Annotated in this window: 20 protein-coding genes; 4 read left to right on the top strand and 16 right to left on the bottom strand. The window is 50.6% G+C overall.

Annotated features, from left to right (window positions below; genetic code table 11):
- Positions 1 to 36: 36 nt before the first annotated feature.
- Complete coding sequence (gene sbcB, locus A1SC_RS15075) at positions 37 to 1464, bottom strand: exodeoxyribonuclease I (RefSeq protein ID WP_016248868.1); 1428 nt, start codon at positions 1462 to 1464, stop codon at positions 37 to 39.
- A 208-nt stretch (positions 1465 to 1672) separates the two neighbouring features.
- Between sbcB and dacD the strand changes: the two genes are divergently transcribed.
- The 4 genes from dacD (at position 1673) to A1SC_RS15095 (ending at position 5196) form a co-directional block, all read left to right on the top strand.
- Positions 1673 to 2839, top strand: a complete 1167-nt coding sequence (gene dacD / locus A1SC_RS15080; RefSeq protein ID WP_001516605.1) for a serine-type D-Ala-D-Ala carboxypeptidase DacD — start codon at positions 1673 to 1675, stop codon at positions 2837 to 2839.
- 118 nt (positions 2840 to 2957) lie between these two features.
- Complete coding sequence (gene sbmC, locus A1SC_RS15085; protein WP_001105399.1) at positions 2958 to 3431, top strand: DNA gyrase inhibitor SbmC; 474 nt, start codon at positions 2958 to 2960, stop codon at positions 3429 to 3431.
- A 208-nt stretch (positions 3432 to 3639) separates the two neighbouring features.
- Positions 3640 to 4698, top strand: a complete 1059-nt coding sequence (locus tag A1SC_RS15090) for an FUSC family protein (RefSeq protein ID WP_016262098.1) — start codon at positions 3640 to 3642, stop codon at positions 4696 to 4698.
- A 168-nt stretch (positions 4699 to 4866) separates the two neighbouring features.
- Positions 4867 to 5196 (top strand): DUF496 family protein, encoded by a 330-nt coding sequence (locus tag A1SC_RS15095; protein ID WP_000450409.1) that lies wholly within the window; start codon positions 4867 to 4869, stop codon positions 5194 to 5196.
- A gap of 108 nt (positions 5197 to 5304) precedes the next feature.
- Here A1SC_RS15095 and A1SC_RS15100 read toward each other — a convergent pair whose 3' ends face one another.
- The 15 genes from A1SC_RS15100 to pduE are packed head-to-tail and all read right to left on the bottom strand — an operon-like array spanning position 5305 to position 16367.
- On the bottom strand, positions 5305 to 5748 hold the full coding sequence (locus A1SC_RS15100) for a EutP/PduV family microcompartment system protein (RefSeq protein WP_016262097.1): 444 nt from the start codon (positions 5746 to 5748) through the stop codon (positions 5305 to 5307).
- 4 nt (positions 5749 to 5752) lie between these two features.
- A complete protein-coding gene (pduU, locus tag A1SC_RS15105; protein WP_000107121.1) occupies positions 5753 to 6103 on the bottom strand; it encodes a propanediol utilization microcompartment protein PduU in 351 nt (116 codons plus the stop codon).
- Positions 6103 to 6657, bottom strand: a complete 555-nt coding sequence (gene pduT / locus A1SC_RS15110; protein WP_016262096.1) for a propanediol utilization microcompartment protein PduT — start codon at positions 6655 to 6657, stop codon at positions 6103 to 6105. Before pduT ends, pduU begins: the two co-directional genes overlap by 1 nt.
- A 2-nt stretch (positions 6658 to 6659) precedes the next feature.
- A complete protein-coding gene (locus tag A1SC_RS15115; RefSeq protein ID WP_016262095.1) occupies positions 6660 to 8003 on the bottom strand; it encodes a 4Fe-4S dicluster domain-containing protein in 1344 nt (447 codons plus the stop codon).
- Positions 8000 to 9112 carry a 1-propanol dehydrogenase PduQ gene (locus tag A1SC_RS15120; protein ID WP_001091444.1) on the bottom strand — a complete coding sequence of 371 codons (1113 nt, stop codon included), beginning with the start codon at positions 9110 to 9112 and terminating at the stop codon, positions 8000 to 8002. The genes A1SC_RS15115 and A1SC_RS15120 overlap by 4 nt, the downstream gene beginning before the upstream one ends.
- Before the next feature lie 10 nt (positions 9113 to 9122).
- Positions 9123 to 10508, bottom strand: coding sequence for a CoA-acylating propionaldehyde dehydrogenase PduP (gene pduP, locus A1SC_RS15125; protein WP_016262094.1), 1386 nt, complete (start codon positions 10506 to 10508; stop codon positions 9123 to 9125).
- On the bottom strand, positions 10505 to 11512 hold the full coding sequence (pduO, locus tag A1SC_RS15130; RefSeq protein WP_001516597.1) for a two-domain cob(I)yrinic acid a,c-diamide adenosyltransferase PduO: 1008 nt from the start codon (positions 11510 to 11512) through the stop codon (positions 10505 to 10507). Before pduO ends, pduP begins: the two co-directional genes overlap by 4 nt.
- Before the next feature lie 11 nt (positions 11513 to 11523).
- Complete coding sequence (locus A1SC_RS15135) at positions 11524 to 11799, bottom strand: EutN/CcmL family microcompartment protein (RefSeq protein ID WP_000549830.1); 276 nt, start codon at positions 11797 to 11799, stop codon at positions 11524 to 11526.
- A 3-nt stretch (positions 11800 to 11802) separates the two neighbouring features.
- Positions 11803 to 12294: a microcompartment protein PduM gene (gene pduM / locus A1SC_RS15140; RefSeq protein ID WP_016248860.1), complete on the bottom strand. Its 492-nt coding sequence runs from the start codon at positions 12292 to 12294 to the stop codon at positions 11803 to 11805.
- Positions 12291 to 12923, bottom strand: a complete 633-nt coding sequence (locus A1SC_RS15145; protein ID WP_000361033.1) for a phosphate propanoyltransferase — start codon at positions 12921 to 12923, stop codon at positions 12291 to 12293. Before A1SC_RS15145 ends, pduM begins: the two co-directional genes overlap by 4 nt.
- Before the next feature lie 2 nt (positions 12924 to 12925).
- Positions 12926 to 13348 (bottom strand): BMC domain-containing protein, encoded by a 423-nt coding sequence (locus A1SC_RS15150; protein ID WP_016262093.1) that lies wholly within the window; start codon positions 13346 to 13348, stop codon positions 12926 to 12928.
- A gap of 23 nt (positions 13349 to 13371) precedes the next feature.
- Complete coding sequence (gene pduJ / locus A1SC_RS15155) at positions 13372 to 13647, bottom strand: propanediol utilization microcompartment protein PduJ (RefSeq protein WP_001057752.1); 276 nt, start codon at positions 13645 to 13647, stop codon at positions 13372 to 13374.
- A gap of 19 nt (positions 13648 to 13666) precedes the next feature.
- Entirely contained in the window at positions 13667 to 14017 is a 351-nt protein-coding gene (locus tag A1SC_RS15160; protein WP_000444065.1) for a glycerol dehydratase reactivase beta/small subunit family protein, read from the bottom strand.
- The gene (locus tag A1SC_RS15165; protein ID WP_016262092.1) at positions 14007 to 15839 is read right to left on the bottom strand and encodes a diol dehydratase reactivase subunit alpha; all 1833 of its coding nucleotides are present in this window, start codon (positions 15837 to 15839) and stop codon (positions 14007 to 14009) included. The genes A1SC_RS15160 and A1SC_RS15165 overlap by 11 nt, the downstream gene beginning before the upstream one ends.
- 9 nt (positions 15840 to 15848) lie before the next feature.
- A complete protein-coding gene (pduE, locus tag A1SC_RS15170; RefSeq protein ID WP_016248858.1) occupies positions 15849 to 16367 on the bottom strand; it encodes a propanediol dehydratase small subunit PduE in 519 nt (172 codons plus the stop codon).
- Between the last annotated feature and the right edge of the window lie 10 nt (positions 16368 to 16377).

Raw genomic sequence — 16377 nt, 5'->3', positions numbered from 1 at the left:
CAAAAAGCCGGAGTTTAACGCTCCGGCTTTTTTGTATCAGACGATCTCTTCCGCGTACTGCCAAAGCGCCTTTAACAGTGCCACTTTCTCTTTATCATCGGCATATTGCTGCGCCAGCATCTGCAGTTCATCAGCATAGCCTTGCAAAAACTCAGGAGTGAAGACCTGACGGCGATGCTCCAGCCAGCGTTGCTGTTCGGCGTAATCTAACGTGCCGGGGAAGTTACGCGCCCGATAATTGAACAACAGCTTCTCTATGCGTTTATCGACAAAGGTGATATCCAGTGCCGGTAAGTTACGTGGCTCGGTTTCCAGCACAATTTTCATTGCCGCGCGATCGGCGTCACTGAAAAAGCCATTATAAAGCTGGGCATCCACGTTATCTGAAGGCATAAACGGTTCGGCTTCAGCAAATATTGCCACCACTTTTTCGCGCACTTGCGGGTTTTCACGCAAAATTTTCAGGTTATCAAGGCAATGCTGACGATTAATTCCCAGACGGTCGGCATCCTCCGGGCGAAGTGTATTCGCCTGTGCCAGCACCGGACATTTATTAATATGCACCAGCTTAACCGGGACTGCGGCGTTATTGCCCAGATCGACTTTTGCGGTATACAGACGCTCGCGCAGCATGTCGCTATCCAGTTCCAGTAATGGCGAAATATCTCCAGCTAAATCCACCATAATCACGGCATTGCGATTTTCAGGATGCCACGCCAGCGGCGCAACCCAACTGGTATTGCCGCGCCACGCACCAAACATGCCGGAAACGTGCACCAGTGGTTTCATCTGTGGCACATCAATCAATGCCATCAGTTTGTGCTTATTACGATGGGTAAAGAGATAATCAAACAGGCGTGGCTGACGCGTTTTCACCAGCTTCGCCATCGCGATAGTGGCGTATACATCGGCCATCGCATCGTGGGCGTTGCTATGCTCTATACCATTCGCTTTGGTTAAATGTTCAAGACGAAAACTCGGCAGACCGTCATCATTTTCAGGCCAGTTGATCCCCTCCGGACGTAGGGCATAACAGGCACGCATGACGTCCAGCAGATCCCAGCGAGAGTTATCATGCTGCCAGCTCCAGGCATAGGGATCGTAGAAATTACGATAAAAAACATTGCGCGTGACTTCGTCGTCGAAACGCACATTGTTGTAACCAAGAATGCAGGTTTTCGGTACGGTAAAAAGCGAGTGGATGCGGGCGGCAAAGGCGGCTTCGTTTTCTCCTTTCGCCCGTGCTTCCTGCGGTGTGATGCCGGTGATTAACACCGCCCCTGGTTGAGGTAAATAATCATCAGCAGGTTTGCAGTAAAAGACTTCTGGTTCGCCAATGATATTGAATTCGCTATCGGTGCGAATGGCGGCAAACTGCGCAGGGCGATCTAACGCGGGGTGCGTGCCAAAGGTTTCGTAATCGTGAAACAAAAAGGTAGATTGTTGCTTACCGTCATTCATCATTAGGTTAAATCCGTTATTTCTGCTGTATGCCAGAGTACCAAATATCACAACGCTAATCAGCTTTAGAGCGACAATTTGGCAGCGTGTGGAAACAGATAATGTCAGATTAAAATGAGATAAATGTCACATTTTCTTGCACTTTATTCCAGCCAGTTCATCAGGATTTCCGTAAAAAGAACAGCTATTTGAAACTCCTGAGGATTTGCTGTTGAAACGCCGTCTTGTTATTGCTGCTTCTTTGTTCGTTTTTAATTTATCGTCTGCTTTTGCAGCAGAAAATATTCCTTTTTCACCCCAGCCTCCAGAAATTCATGCGGGGTCATGGGTATTGATGGATTACACAACCGGACAGATCCTCACGGCGGGTAATGAGCATCAACAACGTAATCCTGCCAGCCTGACTAAGCTGATGACTGGCTATGTCGTTGATCGTGCTATCGATAGTCATCGCATTACACCAGACGATATTGTCACTGTGGGGCGTGATGCGTGGGCAAAAGATAACCCGGTATTTGTCGGTTCTTCACTGATGTTTTTGAAAGAGGGGGATCGCGTATCGGTACGTGATTTAAGCCGTGGATTAATTGTCGACTCCGGCAATGATGCTTGTGTTGCGCTGGCTGATTATATTGCTGGTGGGCAACGGCAGTTTGTTGAAATGATGAACAATTACGCCGAGAAGTTGCATCTAAAGGATACGCATTTTGAAACGGTACATGGTCTGGATGCGCCGGGTCAGCATAGTTCAGCCTACGATTTAGCCGTACTTTCGCGCGCCATCATTCATGGTGAACCTGAGTTTTATCATATGTACAGTGAGAAAAGCCTCACCTGGAACGGCATCACCCAGCAAAACCGTAACGGCTTATTATGGGATAAAACCATGAATGTCGATGGCCTGAAAACCGGACATACTTCCGGGGCCGGGTTTAATCTCATTGCTTCGGCTGTGGATGGTCAGCGTCGACTCATTGCGGTGGTGATGGGGGCTGAAAGCGCAAAAGGTCGTGAAGAAGAGGCGAGAAAGCTACTGCGTTGGGGACAACAGAACTTTACTACGGTGCAAATTTTACATCGTGGGAAAAAGATTGGCACAGAACGCATCTGGTATGGCGATAAAGAAAAGATTGCGCTTGGAACCGAACAAGAGTTCTGGATGGTGCTGCCAAAAGCGGAGATTCCGAATATCAAAGCAAAATACACCCTTAATGATAAAGAACTGACCGCGCCAATTAATGCCCATCAGCAGGTTGGGGAAATTGAACTTTACGATCGGGATAAACAGGTGGCGCACTGGCCGCTGGTCACCCTGGAATCCGTCAGTGAAGGCGGCATGTTTTCCCGGTTGAGCGATTATTTCCACCATAAGGCCTGACCTTTCTTTTGCAGCAGACTGGCAGGAGTGCGAGTCTGCTCGCATAATCAACACTCATTCCTTGTGGTTTTTATATTGCAAATGTACTGTATATAAAACCAGTATTAATGGAGGCATCATGAACTACGAGATTAAACAGGAAGATAAACGTACCGTTGCAGGTTTCCATCTCGTTGGCCCGTGGGAACAGACGGTAAAGCAAGGTTTTGAGCAGTTGATGATGTGGGTAGACGACAAAAATATCGTGCCAAAGGAGTGGGTAGCGGTCTATTACGATAATCCAGACGAAACACCCGCCGAAAAGTTACGTTGTGACACCGTCGTCTCGGTGGCAGATGACTTCACTCTCCCCGAAAACAGTGAGGGCGTCATCCTGACGGAAATTTCTGGAGGTCAGTATGCGGTGGCGGTTGCACGCGTAGTGGGTGATGACTTTGCTAAACCCTGGTATCAGTTCTTTAATACTCTCTTGCAGGACAGCGCTTACGAAATGTTGCCAAAGCCCTGCTTTGAGGTTTATCTGAACAATGGTGCGGAAGAGGGGTATTGGGATATCGAAATGTATGTTGCGGTGCAGCCTAAACAGCGCTGATAAGTGGCACTGGATCAGAGGATAACCCGATTGCTACGCTGTTTTTCGTTATGTAAAAGAGTAAGATTCGTCTGCAGTTTTCTGACAACCAAACCGGGAACGTCTGCTATTCCCGGTTTGCCGGACAGATTTGTTACATAGCGTTATCGTTCCCGGACTGCCAGATTGCATTATGACCGTTTTTTCTCTTATTCCACGGAGTGCCCGCGTGCGTGCCGATAAGTCCTTAAGCCCGTTTGAAATTCGAGTGTACCGCCATTACCGCATTGTGCATGGTACGCGAGTTGCGCTGGCGTTCTTGCTCACCTTTCTCATCATTCGCTTGTTTACCATCCCGGAAAGCACCTGGCCGCTGGTCACTATGGTGGTGATCATGGGGCCAATTTCGTTCTGGGGCAACGTTGTCCCTCGCGCCTTTGAACGTATTGGCGGTACTGTGTTGGGTTCGATATTAGGTCTTATCGCTCTGCAACTGGAGTTAATCTCTTTACCGTTGATGTTAGTCTGGTGTGCTGCAGCCATGTTCCTTTGCGGTTGGCTGGCGCTGGGTAAGAAGCCATATCAAGGTTTATTGATTGGTGTGACGCTGGCAATTGTTGTTGGCTCGCCAGCCGGTGAAATTGATACCGCATTATGGCGAAGCGGCGATGTGATCCTCGGCTCTTTACTGGCAATGTTGTTTACCGGCATCTGGCCGCAACGTGCTTTTATCCACTGGCGCATTCAACTGGCGAAAAGTCTCACTGAATATAATCGCGTCTATCAGTCAGCGTTCTCACCGAACTTACTCGAACGTCCACGTCTGGAAAAACATCTGCAAAAACTCCTGACCGATGCCGTGAAAATGCGTGGGCTGATTGCGCCCGCCAGCAAAGAAACCCGTATCCCAAAATCGATATATGAAGGGATCCAGACAATTAACCGTAATCTGGTTTGTATGCTGGAACTGCAAATCAATGCTTACTGGGCCACGCGCCCCAGCCATTTCGTGTTATTGAACGCGCAAAAACTGCGCGATACACAGCACATGATGCAGCAAATCGTGTTGAGCCTTGTTCATGCCCTGTACGAAGGTAATCCGCAGCCGGTTTTTGCTAATACGGAAAAATTGAACGATGCTGTGGAAGAGCTGCGTCAGTTGCTCGATAACCACCATGATCTCAAGGTCGTTGAGACCCCGATTTATGGCTATGTGTGGCTTAACATGGAAACGGCGCATCAACTGGAGTTGTTGTCAAATCTGATTTGCCGGGCCTTGCGCAAATAATTCCCGATCTTCAGAATCATCTTGCTGCTTCGATTCAGCAAAGATAAAGGGTATGATAGTGAAAAGGGATAAAAGCATTGTCATCTGCGGCAGCTATGAGTAATGTTGGCCCTAACGAATAGCGGCTGCTTAAACGAATCCGACTCTCACATTATCAGGGGTATAAAAATGGAAACTACCAAGCCTTCATTCCAGGACGTACTGGAATTTGTTCGCCTGTTCCGTCGTAAGAACAAACTGCAACGTGAAATCCAGGACGTTGAGAAAAAGATCCGTGACAACCAGAAACGCGTTCTGCTGCTGGACAACCTGAGCGATTACATCAAACCGGGTATGAGCGTCGAAGCAATTCAGGGCATCATCGCCAGCATGAAAGGCGACTATGAAGATCGCGTTGATGATTACATCATCAAAAATGCTGAGCTTTCCAAAGAACGCCGCGATATCTCCAAAAAGCTGAAAGCTATGGGTGAAATGAAAAACGGCGAAGCGAAGTAATTTCTGCTTTATTCAATGAGGGTTGCCCGGCAACCCTCATTGTTCATGATTCCTTTCTCTGTGTCACAAGTCATCATTCCCATCTGATAACATATTGAAATGTCGAAATTAACGACAACTCTCTTCTGTATGCAACAAGGTAAAAAGTTCTGCAACCCCGATGTTATTTATTGCGCTGGTTACTAATACGTTGTGTGCCCCGGCTTCCCGTAACCAGCATTTCACCAAAGATATTTGTTCTACGCTGGCTAAATCCGCTTTGGTTACTACCCCAATGACCGGGCGATTCATCGATGTAGTAAAGCCTGGCGAAAAAGGGGACCACGGTGCGTTCGCATTAAGTACCAGTGCGATAATGTCCGCTTCGCAGGCACAGACCAGCAGTGCGCTGTAAAGGCTGCGGTTTTCGAGGTATTCCCCGGGTGTGTCAATGGTGGCCGGTGACCAGACGATTTCCTGCGTCTTCTGATACTGAATATTCTCTCCGCGCAGGCATTGTGTGAGTGACGTTTTTCCGCACTGACTGGGGCCGATGAGCATCATCCGTTGCATAGTGTCAGGTCCGTGTAATGGAACAGGCGGTAAAGTGCATCATTTCGCCCAGCGTGCGTGTAACCTGGCTAAGTGCATATTCGATAGCAGAAACATCGCCAGTCAGAACTACCGCGCCGGTAAAACGATCAAGAAAACCAATCTCTACAGCGCCTGATTTTGTGGCGATATCACACGCGATGATAGATGCTTCACTGGGGGTAATCGTCAGAATGCCAATGGCAGAAACGGTGTCTGGTAAACCTAATTTCTTAAACAGATCCTTTCCGGGATTCGCAATCACATGCGCCAGTGTGACCTGTTTACCGGGAACATATTCCTGAATCATCCGTTCAGTCGTGTGTTGAGTTGACATTATCCCTCCACCATCTGATGCCACATGGCTTCATGCGGACGGGCAATCACCGAACGATAGACCAACAAACCTTTTTCCCCCGCGCGCTCGCTGGCGACAGAGACCGCGTTATTAACATCAGAAATATCGCCTGCCACTACCATGTAGCATTTACCGCCAATACCGAAGGCCATATGCACCCGCACGAGCGTGACGTTTGCCGCTTTCACTGCACAATCGGCAGCGTCAATGCAGGCTGCTACACTCCAGGTTTCTACTACACCGACAGCCCGTCGCTGGTCAACATGGTTCAGACCGCTGATTGCAGACAGGATAGTGGGATGAATATTAGGAAGAACCAGACTGTCGACCAGCATTTCACCAGCAAGGGACGTGCCATTATCGATGGCCTGTTGCACCGCACCGACATCGCCACCGAGCATCAGCAGAAATTTACCGGGGCATAGCGTTTTGCTGACCAGTAACTCAACGTTGGCGCTTTTCAGCATGGCATCGCCGGTTTCCATCCCTTTCGCGATACTGCTAAGTTCTAAAATACCTACCGCTTTTGACATGGTTAACCTCTCACAACCGTAATCGCGTTTTCTGTCACATCACTGATCGTGCCATCAATACTGGCATGAATGGGGGCACCTAATGTGCCGTGTGGAATTTGGCCTACACATTGCCCACGAACGACACGATCGCCTTTTTGGACACACGCAATTGCGCTGGCTCCGATGTGCTGGCGTAACAATAGCGTCACTTTTTCGGGCTGTGGCACGTGTTCAGACCATGGCGCATCCTGATACCACGGTGCTAAGCCCAGTCTGGTTACCAGCCGTTTTACGGGAATCAGTCGATAATTTGCCATGACATCCGCAGGGTTTAAGGTGCCTTCGTAGCGGAGATTTTTAGCGCGTAATTCCTGCTTAAGCAGGCGATTTATGCGCATTGGTGAAATACCTACCGGGCAGGCGACGCTGGCACAGACGTTGCACTCCGAACAGGTGAGTGCTGTCAGTAACAGTTGCGGTGTAGTGAGCTGTTGGTAGTTAACCGCACGAACTAACAAATGTGGTGACAGTTCGTGACCGATTAAATGACGTGGACAGAGATCGGTACATAAGCGGCATTGTTCACAAACGGTTTTCGCGACGGCAAGTACGTTGCGATCATCCTGCATTCGACGTTGGATCAGTGAATGAGAGTTGGGTAAGACCAGCAAGCCGCCGGTGGTTTTGCTGACTGGCGTATCGAGCGATGGGATCAAACTCCCCATCATCGGCCCGCCATTGATAAAACCGGGATTATCTACCGTAGCGCCTCCCGCCAGCGCCAGTACCTCGCGTAAAGACATTCCGATGGGAACGGTCACTGTTACTGGTTTAGCAACTGCACCATTAACGGTTAACGTGCGGCGCGTTACCGGATACTGTTGCTCAACGGCTCTGGCAACATTCAGCACGGTCTGGACGTTATTCACCACCACGCCGACGCTAACGGGCAACGCGGCGGGTGGAACGCGACGACCTGTTGCCATCCAGATGGTCAGCACCTCATCCCCAGCGGGATAAACGTCGGGCAAAATATGCAGGCGGATATCCGTTGGAAGTAATGGTGTAAGTGCTTTTATTGCGGGTTGATACTTCTCTTTCAGCGCGATGATTCCGCTAGCAGCCCCGGTGGCTTTCATCGCATAGTGAACACCGCGCAGCAGGCGGCTGGCTTGTTGTGCCATTAACTGCTGGTCCACTTTCAACATTGGTTCGCATTCCGCGGCATTTACCAGGAAAGTGTCAACACACGCCTGCAGCTTGATATGTGTTGGAAAGCCTGCGCCGCCAGCACCCACAACCCCGGCTGCCTGAACTCGCTCACGGATCGTCTGACTGTCACAGGACGTTAACTCGACGTTCATAACAACTCCTCAAGCAGTTCCTCAATAGCGGAGGCATCAGCCGCTCGTGGGTTGGTACGCAATGTTGCATCCGCCAGCGCTGCCTGAACCATATCTGGAAGACGTGCTGACCATTCTGCTTTTTTTTCTTTCAGTGCATTAGCGAGAGTCGGTATTGCACAGGCTTTTTTAAGCTGTTCAATATGTTGAATGAGTGCATTCAGGCTGGCGGTGTCATTGGCGTTATCAGGGCATAAATGACACGTTTTTGCCAGCCGGACGTAGCGTTTGGCGGCGCGCGGATCGCCAGCATTAAAGCGGATAACCGCCGTGAGCAGGAGAGCATTCGCCAGGCCGTGTGGCAGATGAAACTGCCCGCCGAGTTGATGGGCAATTGCATGATTTAACCCAAGCCCAGCCTGGCTAAAGGCCATTCCGGCAAGCGTCGAGGCATTATGCATTTTGCCGCGAGTAGCAAGACAATCGCCTTTATTCACTGCTGTAGGCAGGTAGTGAAAAACAATTTGCACGGCTTTTTCGACCAGAGCATCCGAGAAATCACTGGCGCGTGGAGAAACATAGGCTTCTAGCGCATGGGTTAAAACATCCATTCCGGTATTGGCAGTTATCGCGGGAGGCACGCTGACGACCAGCGAGGGATCGAGGACTGCAATATCCGGATAAAGTGCATTATCGAAAAGGGGATATTTAATCCCTTTCTCTGGATCGCTGATGACACAGGCGCTGGTCACTTCTGAGCCGGTGCCGCTGGTGGTGGGAATGGCTACGCAGGTGTCAATCTCAATAGCACACTGGCGACTAAACCAGACAATCGCTTTTGCGGCGTCCAGCGCAGAGCCGCCGCCAAAACCGATAACCACATCCGGGCGTAAAGTCTGCATTTGTGCAATGCCTTTTACCACGGTCTGGATAGTTGGGTCGGGTGTTATTTCGCTAAAAATACTGAGGCGGTTGCTGTCAGGCAGCGCCTGGCGCAACGTGTCAATCAGTGGTGAGCGTGCCAGAAAGGCGTCGCAAATAATCCAGATGTGCTTATTGGTGAAACGGCTAAGCACTTTAAGACTTCCTGGTCCGCTGTATAAACGCGTCTGCAGTGAAAAAGTATTCATTTCCGTTTCTCTAGCGAATGGAAAAACCAGTGGTCAACACGCAGCGTCGTGAGCGGGCAAAAGTCCGTGCTGACGTTGTCCCCTCTCCGGTCGGTGTAGCAATGGTGAAGGTCGTAAAGCCTTCACCGCCGACGCCAATGCCTGCCCAGGAGGGGCCGTTTTTGACAAAGATGGAGGTTTGCATAACGCGCGCGGCAAGGTTGAGCCGAGAGACATTCTGCGAGTGCATAATTGCCGTGTGGTGCAAGCTGTCTTCCACTTTCAGCGCCAGGGTGAGGGCGCTATCAAAATCATTAACTTTTACAATGGGCAACATTGGCATCAGTTGTTCGCAGGTAACCCAGCTATCATCGGCGTCGACAATAGCAATTAGTAATCGAGGGGCTTTCTGCGGTAAAGGAATTCCCGCTGCTTCCAGCATGGCTGAAGGACTTTTACCCACCAGCTTTTTGTTGGCAACATTGCCAGGAAGGCAAATAGCACGCAATTGGTCAGTTTGTTCCCGGTTAAGAAGAAAAGCGCCAAAACTTTGCATCTGTTGGATTAGGTAATCTGCTACTGATTCAACGACTATCAGGCTTTTTTCAGCGATACACGGCAGGTTGTAATCGAATGAAGCGCCGTTGATGATGTCTTCGGCGGCTTTCACAATATCCGCCGTTTCATCGACGATGCAGGGCGGGTTACCCGCACCGGCACCAATCACTTTCTTGCCACTTTTCATCCCCATCGCGACGATACCTGGACCGCCAGTAATTGCCAGAACGACGATTTTAGGGTGCGTCATCATCTGTTCGGTGGCGGCAAAGGTTGGTTCAGACACGGTAACGATAAGGTTATGAATGCCACTACAGCGAAACGTGATGTCTTCGATTATGGCGATCAGTTTCAGCGATACGTTTTTGGCTCCCGGGTGAGGACTGAAATAGACACTATTGCCTGCAGCCAACATGCTGATGCTGTTGTTAATGATGGTTTCCGTTGGATTGGTACTTGGCGTGACTGAGCCAATAACCCCAAACGGAGAGTATTCAAATAAAACCATGCCACCATCACCGGTTAGCGCAGTGGTGGTTAAGTCTTCAATTCCAGGTGTGTTATCGAGAGCCGCTTTGTTTTTTAGATACTTATCTTCTTTATTTCCCATCCCCGTTTCGATAGCGCTCTCTTCTGCCAGTTCGGTAAGGCGGGGGGATAACTCTTCGCGAATGGCGTTGATAATGGCACTGCGGGTTTTAAGTGGGCACTGTTGAAAGCGCAAAAAGGCCTGGTGTGCAGCGCAGACGGCGTCATCGACAGCCTGGAAAATACCATTTCTTTGCGTTTGTGACGCAGTGGGCATCATTTGTTCGCGCAGGATATTGCGGATAATCGTTTCTAATTCAGTGGTATTCATAGGTTTGCTCCTGCGTTAATTGCTGCCATTGCGGTTTGTGCAATATCCATGTCTTGTTCAACGCTACCGCCGCTGATACCAAGCCCTCCAAGCAATATTCCGTCACGCCAGAGGGGGAAACCGCCACCAAAAGTGACAACTTTGCCTTGCATATGGCTTTCGAGTCCGTAAAGCGGCGCTCCGGGTTGCACGGCGTCAGCAAGCTTGTGTGTTGCCGTTTTCATCGCCACGGCGGTCCAGGCTTTTTTCGGTGCCAGTTCACTGCTAACCAGCAGCGCATCAGGCATCCGCCAGGTAACGCTTTCCGTACCGTTGGCATCAACGATGCTAATGACTACGGGAATATGCAGTTCATCTGCGCGCATTGCCGCGCTACGAATGAGCTGATGAAGATCCTGAAAAGTGAGCGGCATCGTGCGTTCCTTCAATGCTGGAGTGTGGTTAGCTTCGTGATAACGTTTTGTTATTTCCTGAATCATCAGGTTCTGATGAGCAACATTGTCTTCCACGCGGGCGAGGGCATACAGGCAATCGGAAAGCCGGTTGATGTAGTGCAGTAAAACATGGCGAACGGTGGCTTCCGTTGTCAGTTCAACCAGACGTCTTTCGGCCCTGCGAGCCACTGTGCGGGCGAAATGCATGCGGCTTGCGGCTTCACAACGACCAGGTAGAATGAAGCTGCGAACTGGAGGAACCGCGTTCATTGCACTGTCGATCGCTTTTTCCAGCGCGGCGATTTCTTCCGTACTGATGTAACGTTGCTGCGCTGATGGCTGTTCGCTTTCACTGGCGAGCTCGGCACTAAACCAGAATATCTGTTGCTGAATGGCTTCCAGTAAGATGCGATGACTTTCGATGGTGGTGGCGCAATAACACAGACTGAGTGTCGCGTTCAGTTCATCCAGCGTGCCATAGGCTTCGACACGTAGATGAGTTTTGCTGACACGTTGCCCGGTAAATAGGGACGTATTTCCTGAATCGCCTGTTCTGGTATAAATCGCCATCTTTCAACTCCTTAGCGCGAAAGCGTATCGACAATGCCAACCACTGCCAGGTCGATGGCTTCGTTAGGTCCGGAAAACACATGTCTGGCGCTGGAACCGCTGCTGAGGAGTACCAACTCACCGACGCCAGCACCGACTGAATCAACGGCAACTTCGTCACCGGTTAATGGCGTGAGAGGCAGTTCACCGTCAGCGCTGACCCGGCGAACCAACAGCAGTTTTTTCCCGACCAGAGAAGGTGATTTTTGCGTGGATACCACCGCGCCAGTGACTCGAGCCAGATGCATGGGTTACTCCTGCCTGATTAACTGAATGTTTCGGGTAATTGCCGCTTCACGCGCAAGAGCGGTCACACAACATTTCCGTTGCAGCACCAGTATTCCCGTGCATAACTGCGCTATGTCGACATAACTTAAAAGTCGACCACGATGAAGGTAGACCGGTTGCCCTTGTTCGTCGCACCAGGTTAACGGTAGACGGGCGAGTGACTTTAATTTGATGGCGTTCAGAAAATGATGCTGCAACGACAATTGAATGTGCATTCCCCAGGCTAACGCCTCGTGAATGTGGCTTGCTGCACGATCTGACGTTTCGTTTTCCGCGAGTTGTCGCAACAACGGCAGATCGACATATTGAATTTGTAACGATGCATACTGATGAACTATCTCGTGAACGCTGGCTTCTCGCAGTTGCGAAACAGTTAGCGCGAGTGTTTTTCCCGCACGCTGTTTCAGGCGAAAAATCACTTCGTCAACAATGTGTTGCATCAGCACGTTATTCATGGCACCGACACCAGCGTAGCAAAAACGTCAGGATTATCAGCGCCTGCGGCGTTGGCTTCGTCGGTATCAATATGCATTTCAAGACGCATATCCGGTGAGACGCGAACGGCAACGTTATCGAATATCAGTCGTCGCTCATCCCCTTCAATGGCGACCGCCACCTTATCACCATGTGTAACGCCATAAATCAGGGCATCAAGCGGAGACATATGAATATGCCGTTGCGCGACAATAACGCCAGAAGCGATTTCCAGCTCTGCAAAAGGGCTTATCAGACGAATTCCCGGTGTGTCGCTGAGATCGCCAGACATGCGTAGCGGAGCGGCGATCCCTAACGTTCTGGCGTCAGTCCGGGAAATCTCCACCTGACTTGAGTTACGTAATGGCCCCAACAAGCGAACGTTGTGTAATTTGCCTTTTGGTCCCACCAGCGTAACAACCTGTTCAGCAGCGAACTGACCAGGTTGTAATAACGACTTTTTCTCGCTGATCGGTTGTTCAGGAAAAAGGCGCACATAATCCGCCGTTGAAAGATGAATGTGACGACTGGAGACGCCCAGAGGGATAGGGCGCTCGCGCATCTCATCCAGGACCAGGCTAACAGCCTCCTGCAAGGTTTGTTTATCCATTACTACACCCCTCGCTTATCGGAATGCAGGCAAAGTGAACGGGGTTCACCTTTTTGCCGTTGGCACGCCGGGTCAAGACACAAATTACAACTGATAATTTCTGCGGCGACTGTTGTTGCAGGTGTTTCGCTTGCTTCGACTGTCGCATCCAATGCTTCTGTTGTGCGGGGCAGTATTCCTTCTCCAGGTCGGGCAATCACTTTGTGCGCGACAAGACCATTTCGCTGTCTGGCGAAACTGACGCCTGTTGCGATCGCTGCATTAATCGAGGAGACGTCACCGATAATTTTGATGAGAGTCCAACCCGAACCATTGGTCTTCTCAAGGCCAACCAGCGTGATGGACGCGGCCTTAGCCATAGCGTCCGCGCAACTGATGGCGAGTGCCAGACCACTGACTTCAAGTAATCCCAGTGATTGCTTCACGCTGTGCTCCTTAGCGAATGGGGTTATGCAGATTTAGGTAAAATGGCCTCAACATCGCTGTGCGGTCGTGGAATGACATGGCAGGATTTCACTTCACCAACGGCGCTTGCTGCTGCGCTCCCCGCATCAACGGCGGCTTTTACTGCGCCGACATCGCCGCGGACCATCACCGTAATCAGACCCGAACCAATCTTTTCATAGCCAACCAGTTGCACGTTGGCGGATTTAACCATGGCATCCGCGGCTTCAATTGCGCCAACTAACCCTTTTGTTTCAACCAGTCCTAGTGCGTTATTCATACAGCATTTCTCCTGTGGATTATGGGTGGTATTCCCTGAAGGGAATGCCTTTGACCAGGCGGGCGGCGTTATTGCCGATACTACGCCGGGCATAGTTATCTTGTTGATACATCAGCGTAAACAACGGTGCTGATGCCGGTAAATTTTTGTAATGTACAATTAGTTTTTCCCGGTCGCAGGCTATGCCAACCAACAGGGGGGACTGACGAGCGGCCTGCCAGGCGCTATCGATCACCTCACCTGACGGGATTTGTTGAATGCTAAAGGGGATCCCCTCTTCTTCAATACCGAAAAGCACCTCATCCCATGCGTTGGTGTAAGCACCGATTACCATGACGACAATGGCGGGGGCTCGTCCTTTACTTTCCATAAGCCGACTCCTTGCGCCAGGCGATAAGTAGCCCGGTAGCTACCGCATTGCGCGGTCCTTCGTTGCCACGGATATTCCCCCGCCCGGCGACCAGTCGATAATGCGCCAACGCATCGGTGACTAACTGTGGTACTTCAAAATCCAGCGAAGAGCCGCCCACCAGCACGACGAATGGAATGTTGCGAATATTTCCACCTGGGCTTACCTGACGTAACGCACGCAGAGCGTTTGTTACGAAGACGCGCTCTTTCGCACTGCGACGAACGGCACGCACTTTTTCCAGTGTTAAATCGCCGGGAATCGGCACCAGCTCGTCGGGTTTCACCACACAAACGCGGGCAAAGACATGAGGGGATAGCGGAGTAGGGAAGAACTGAACGCTGCCGTCTTCATGGCGTAAATGGAACAGGCTTTCTACTTTTGCCAACGGGTGCTTTTTGATTTCTTCAGCCAGATAACGATCATTTAAGCCCAGTTCCCGGGCGATAATCATCGTCACCATGTCGCCTGCTCCTGCAAGGTGAGTGGCAATCATTTCCCCTTTCTGATTGATGATGGAGGCATCGGTAGAACCGGCGCCTAAGTCCAGAATTGCCAGAGGGCGCGTTGTCCCCGGGGTAGTTAATGCTCCCTGAATTGCGGCTTCTGCTTCTGCGCCTCCGACCTGAACATCAATATGCAGTTTTTGCTTAATTTCACTGGCGATCATCGCCATTTGCAGGCGGTCTGATTTCACCATTGAGGCGATACCCACTGCCTGTTCCAGTGAAAATTCTCCAGCCAGACCACCGGTTACGCTGACCGGAACAGACGTATCTATCGCCAGCAAATCCTGAATAAAAATTTCGTGGCTGGGTTTATTGGTCAGCACCGCCATGGTCTGGCGAACATGTTCCAGCATTCCGCCGATGTTGGTGCCCGGTTCGCCCGTCACGTTCTCCAGTTTTGGGCACTCACCGACCGCTTTCATAATGGCGTCGGCACCTGCGGCAACATCGACCCGCATTGTGCGCCCGGCAGAAAGCAGCTCAATGTTTCCGGCGGGTATCGAACGAGCTTTAACGTCACCAGACGGTGTTTTCACTACTACTGCTGAACGGTTGCCGATAAGCGCTCGTGCCACAGGAACAATGTTTTGAGTCTCTTCAGCATTGAGGGCAAAAACAGTGGCAATCCCATACGGGTTAGACAGGGTTTCGATAACTTTCCCGGGAACGGCAACTTCAATCGCGGCCAGCATACCGAGTGGAATACGCTCGATATAGAGGACTTCATCAACAATGGGTAAAGGGATTTCCAGTCGGTTACTGACCAGCACGCCATCATCGCGTTGCAGAATTACGCCAGTCAGTTGATATCCGGCACGCACGGAGGCGTTTATCATGGTCGCGATATCGGCAAAATCAAATGCCGATGACACGACCAGGATGTATGGTGCTTCCGCCGGGCGTGTTAACAACTCTTGCGGAGTGATGGTGAGTCCCACTCCCAGACCTACTCCGCCTGGCGTTTTCGGGTTGTGGCCGATCATGGTTGATTCGGTGATGATGGTTTCCGTAATGGTTTCCATCGCTACATCCCCAATGACCGGAGTTGCTTCGTTGATACGAATAAGCGAAATATCGCTGACAGTGATACCGACTTTTTTCGTTGCCTGTGCGAGCGCCTCCTGAATACCATGTACGTTACGCAACGTACCTTTGATTCCGGTGGTTTCTGCCAGAGCGCTGCTCACGAACGACAATTCTCCAGACGCACTGAGCGTTGCCAGCGCAACCTCTGTCGATGAATTGCCGATATCAATGCCTGCTATATAGCGCATAGTTCGTCCTTAATCGTCGCCTTTCAGTTTTTTACGCTCGACATAGAGTTCTGCGGCTTCACGGACAAATGCAGCGCAAATTTGGGCTTGATAACGCTGTTCAAGATCGTCGGCAATGGCAATGAGTTCTTGCTTAGTCGAACGATAAGGGCGCAACGCATTGTAGATTTCAAGGATGCGATCATCCGGCACTGAGGTAAGTTCGGCAGCACGTTCAAAATTCACCGCCAGGCGATCACGACCAGCATCTCTGGCAATCTCGGCCTGAATACGCAATGTTTCAGGGGTTATGCGCATATCCTGGGCGGTAACTTTATCGCTGAGTACATTTTCCAGAGTGAAATCGTCGAGCGTTTTATTGGTTGCCGTTTTGACCCATTCTGGGTGTTTATTTGCCAGCGGGTAATCAGTCACTTTAGCGCTCAGTGTTGATGAGTGGGGGGCCGCAGAAACAGGAGTTGCATCCTGTAGACTATTCATACGGTTCAACACGTCCCTGACCATCGACTCAATTGCATCGGTATTCATGAAGGTTTCC

It is taken from the genome of Escherichia sp. KTE52 (assembly GCF_000408325.1).
GTDB classification, from domain to species: domain Bacteria; phylum Pseudomonadota; class Gammaproteobacteria; order Enterobacterales; family Enterobacteriaceae; genus Escherichia; species Escherichia marmotae.
Note: the sequence above shows the minus strand (reverse complement) of the source record. Positions and strands in the feature narration are given on the sequence as shown.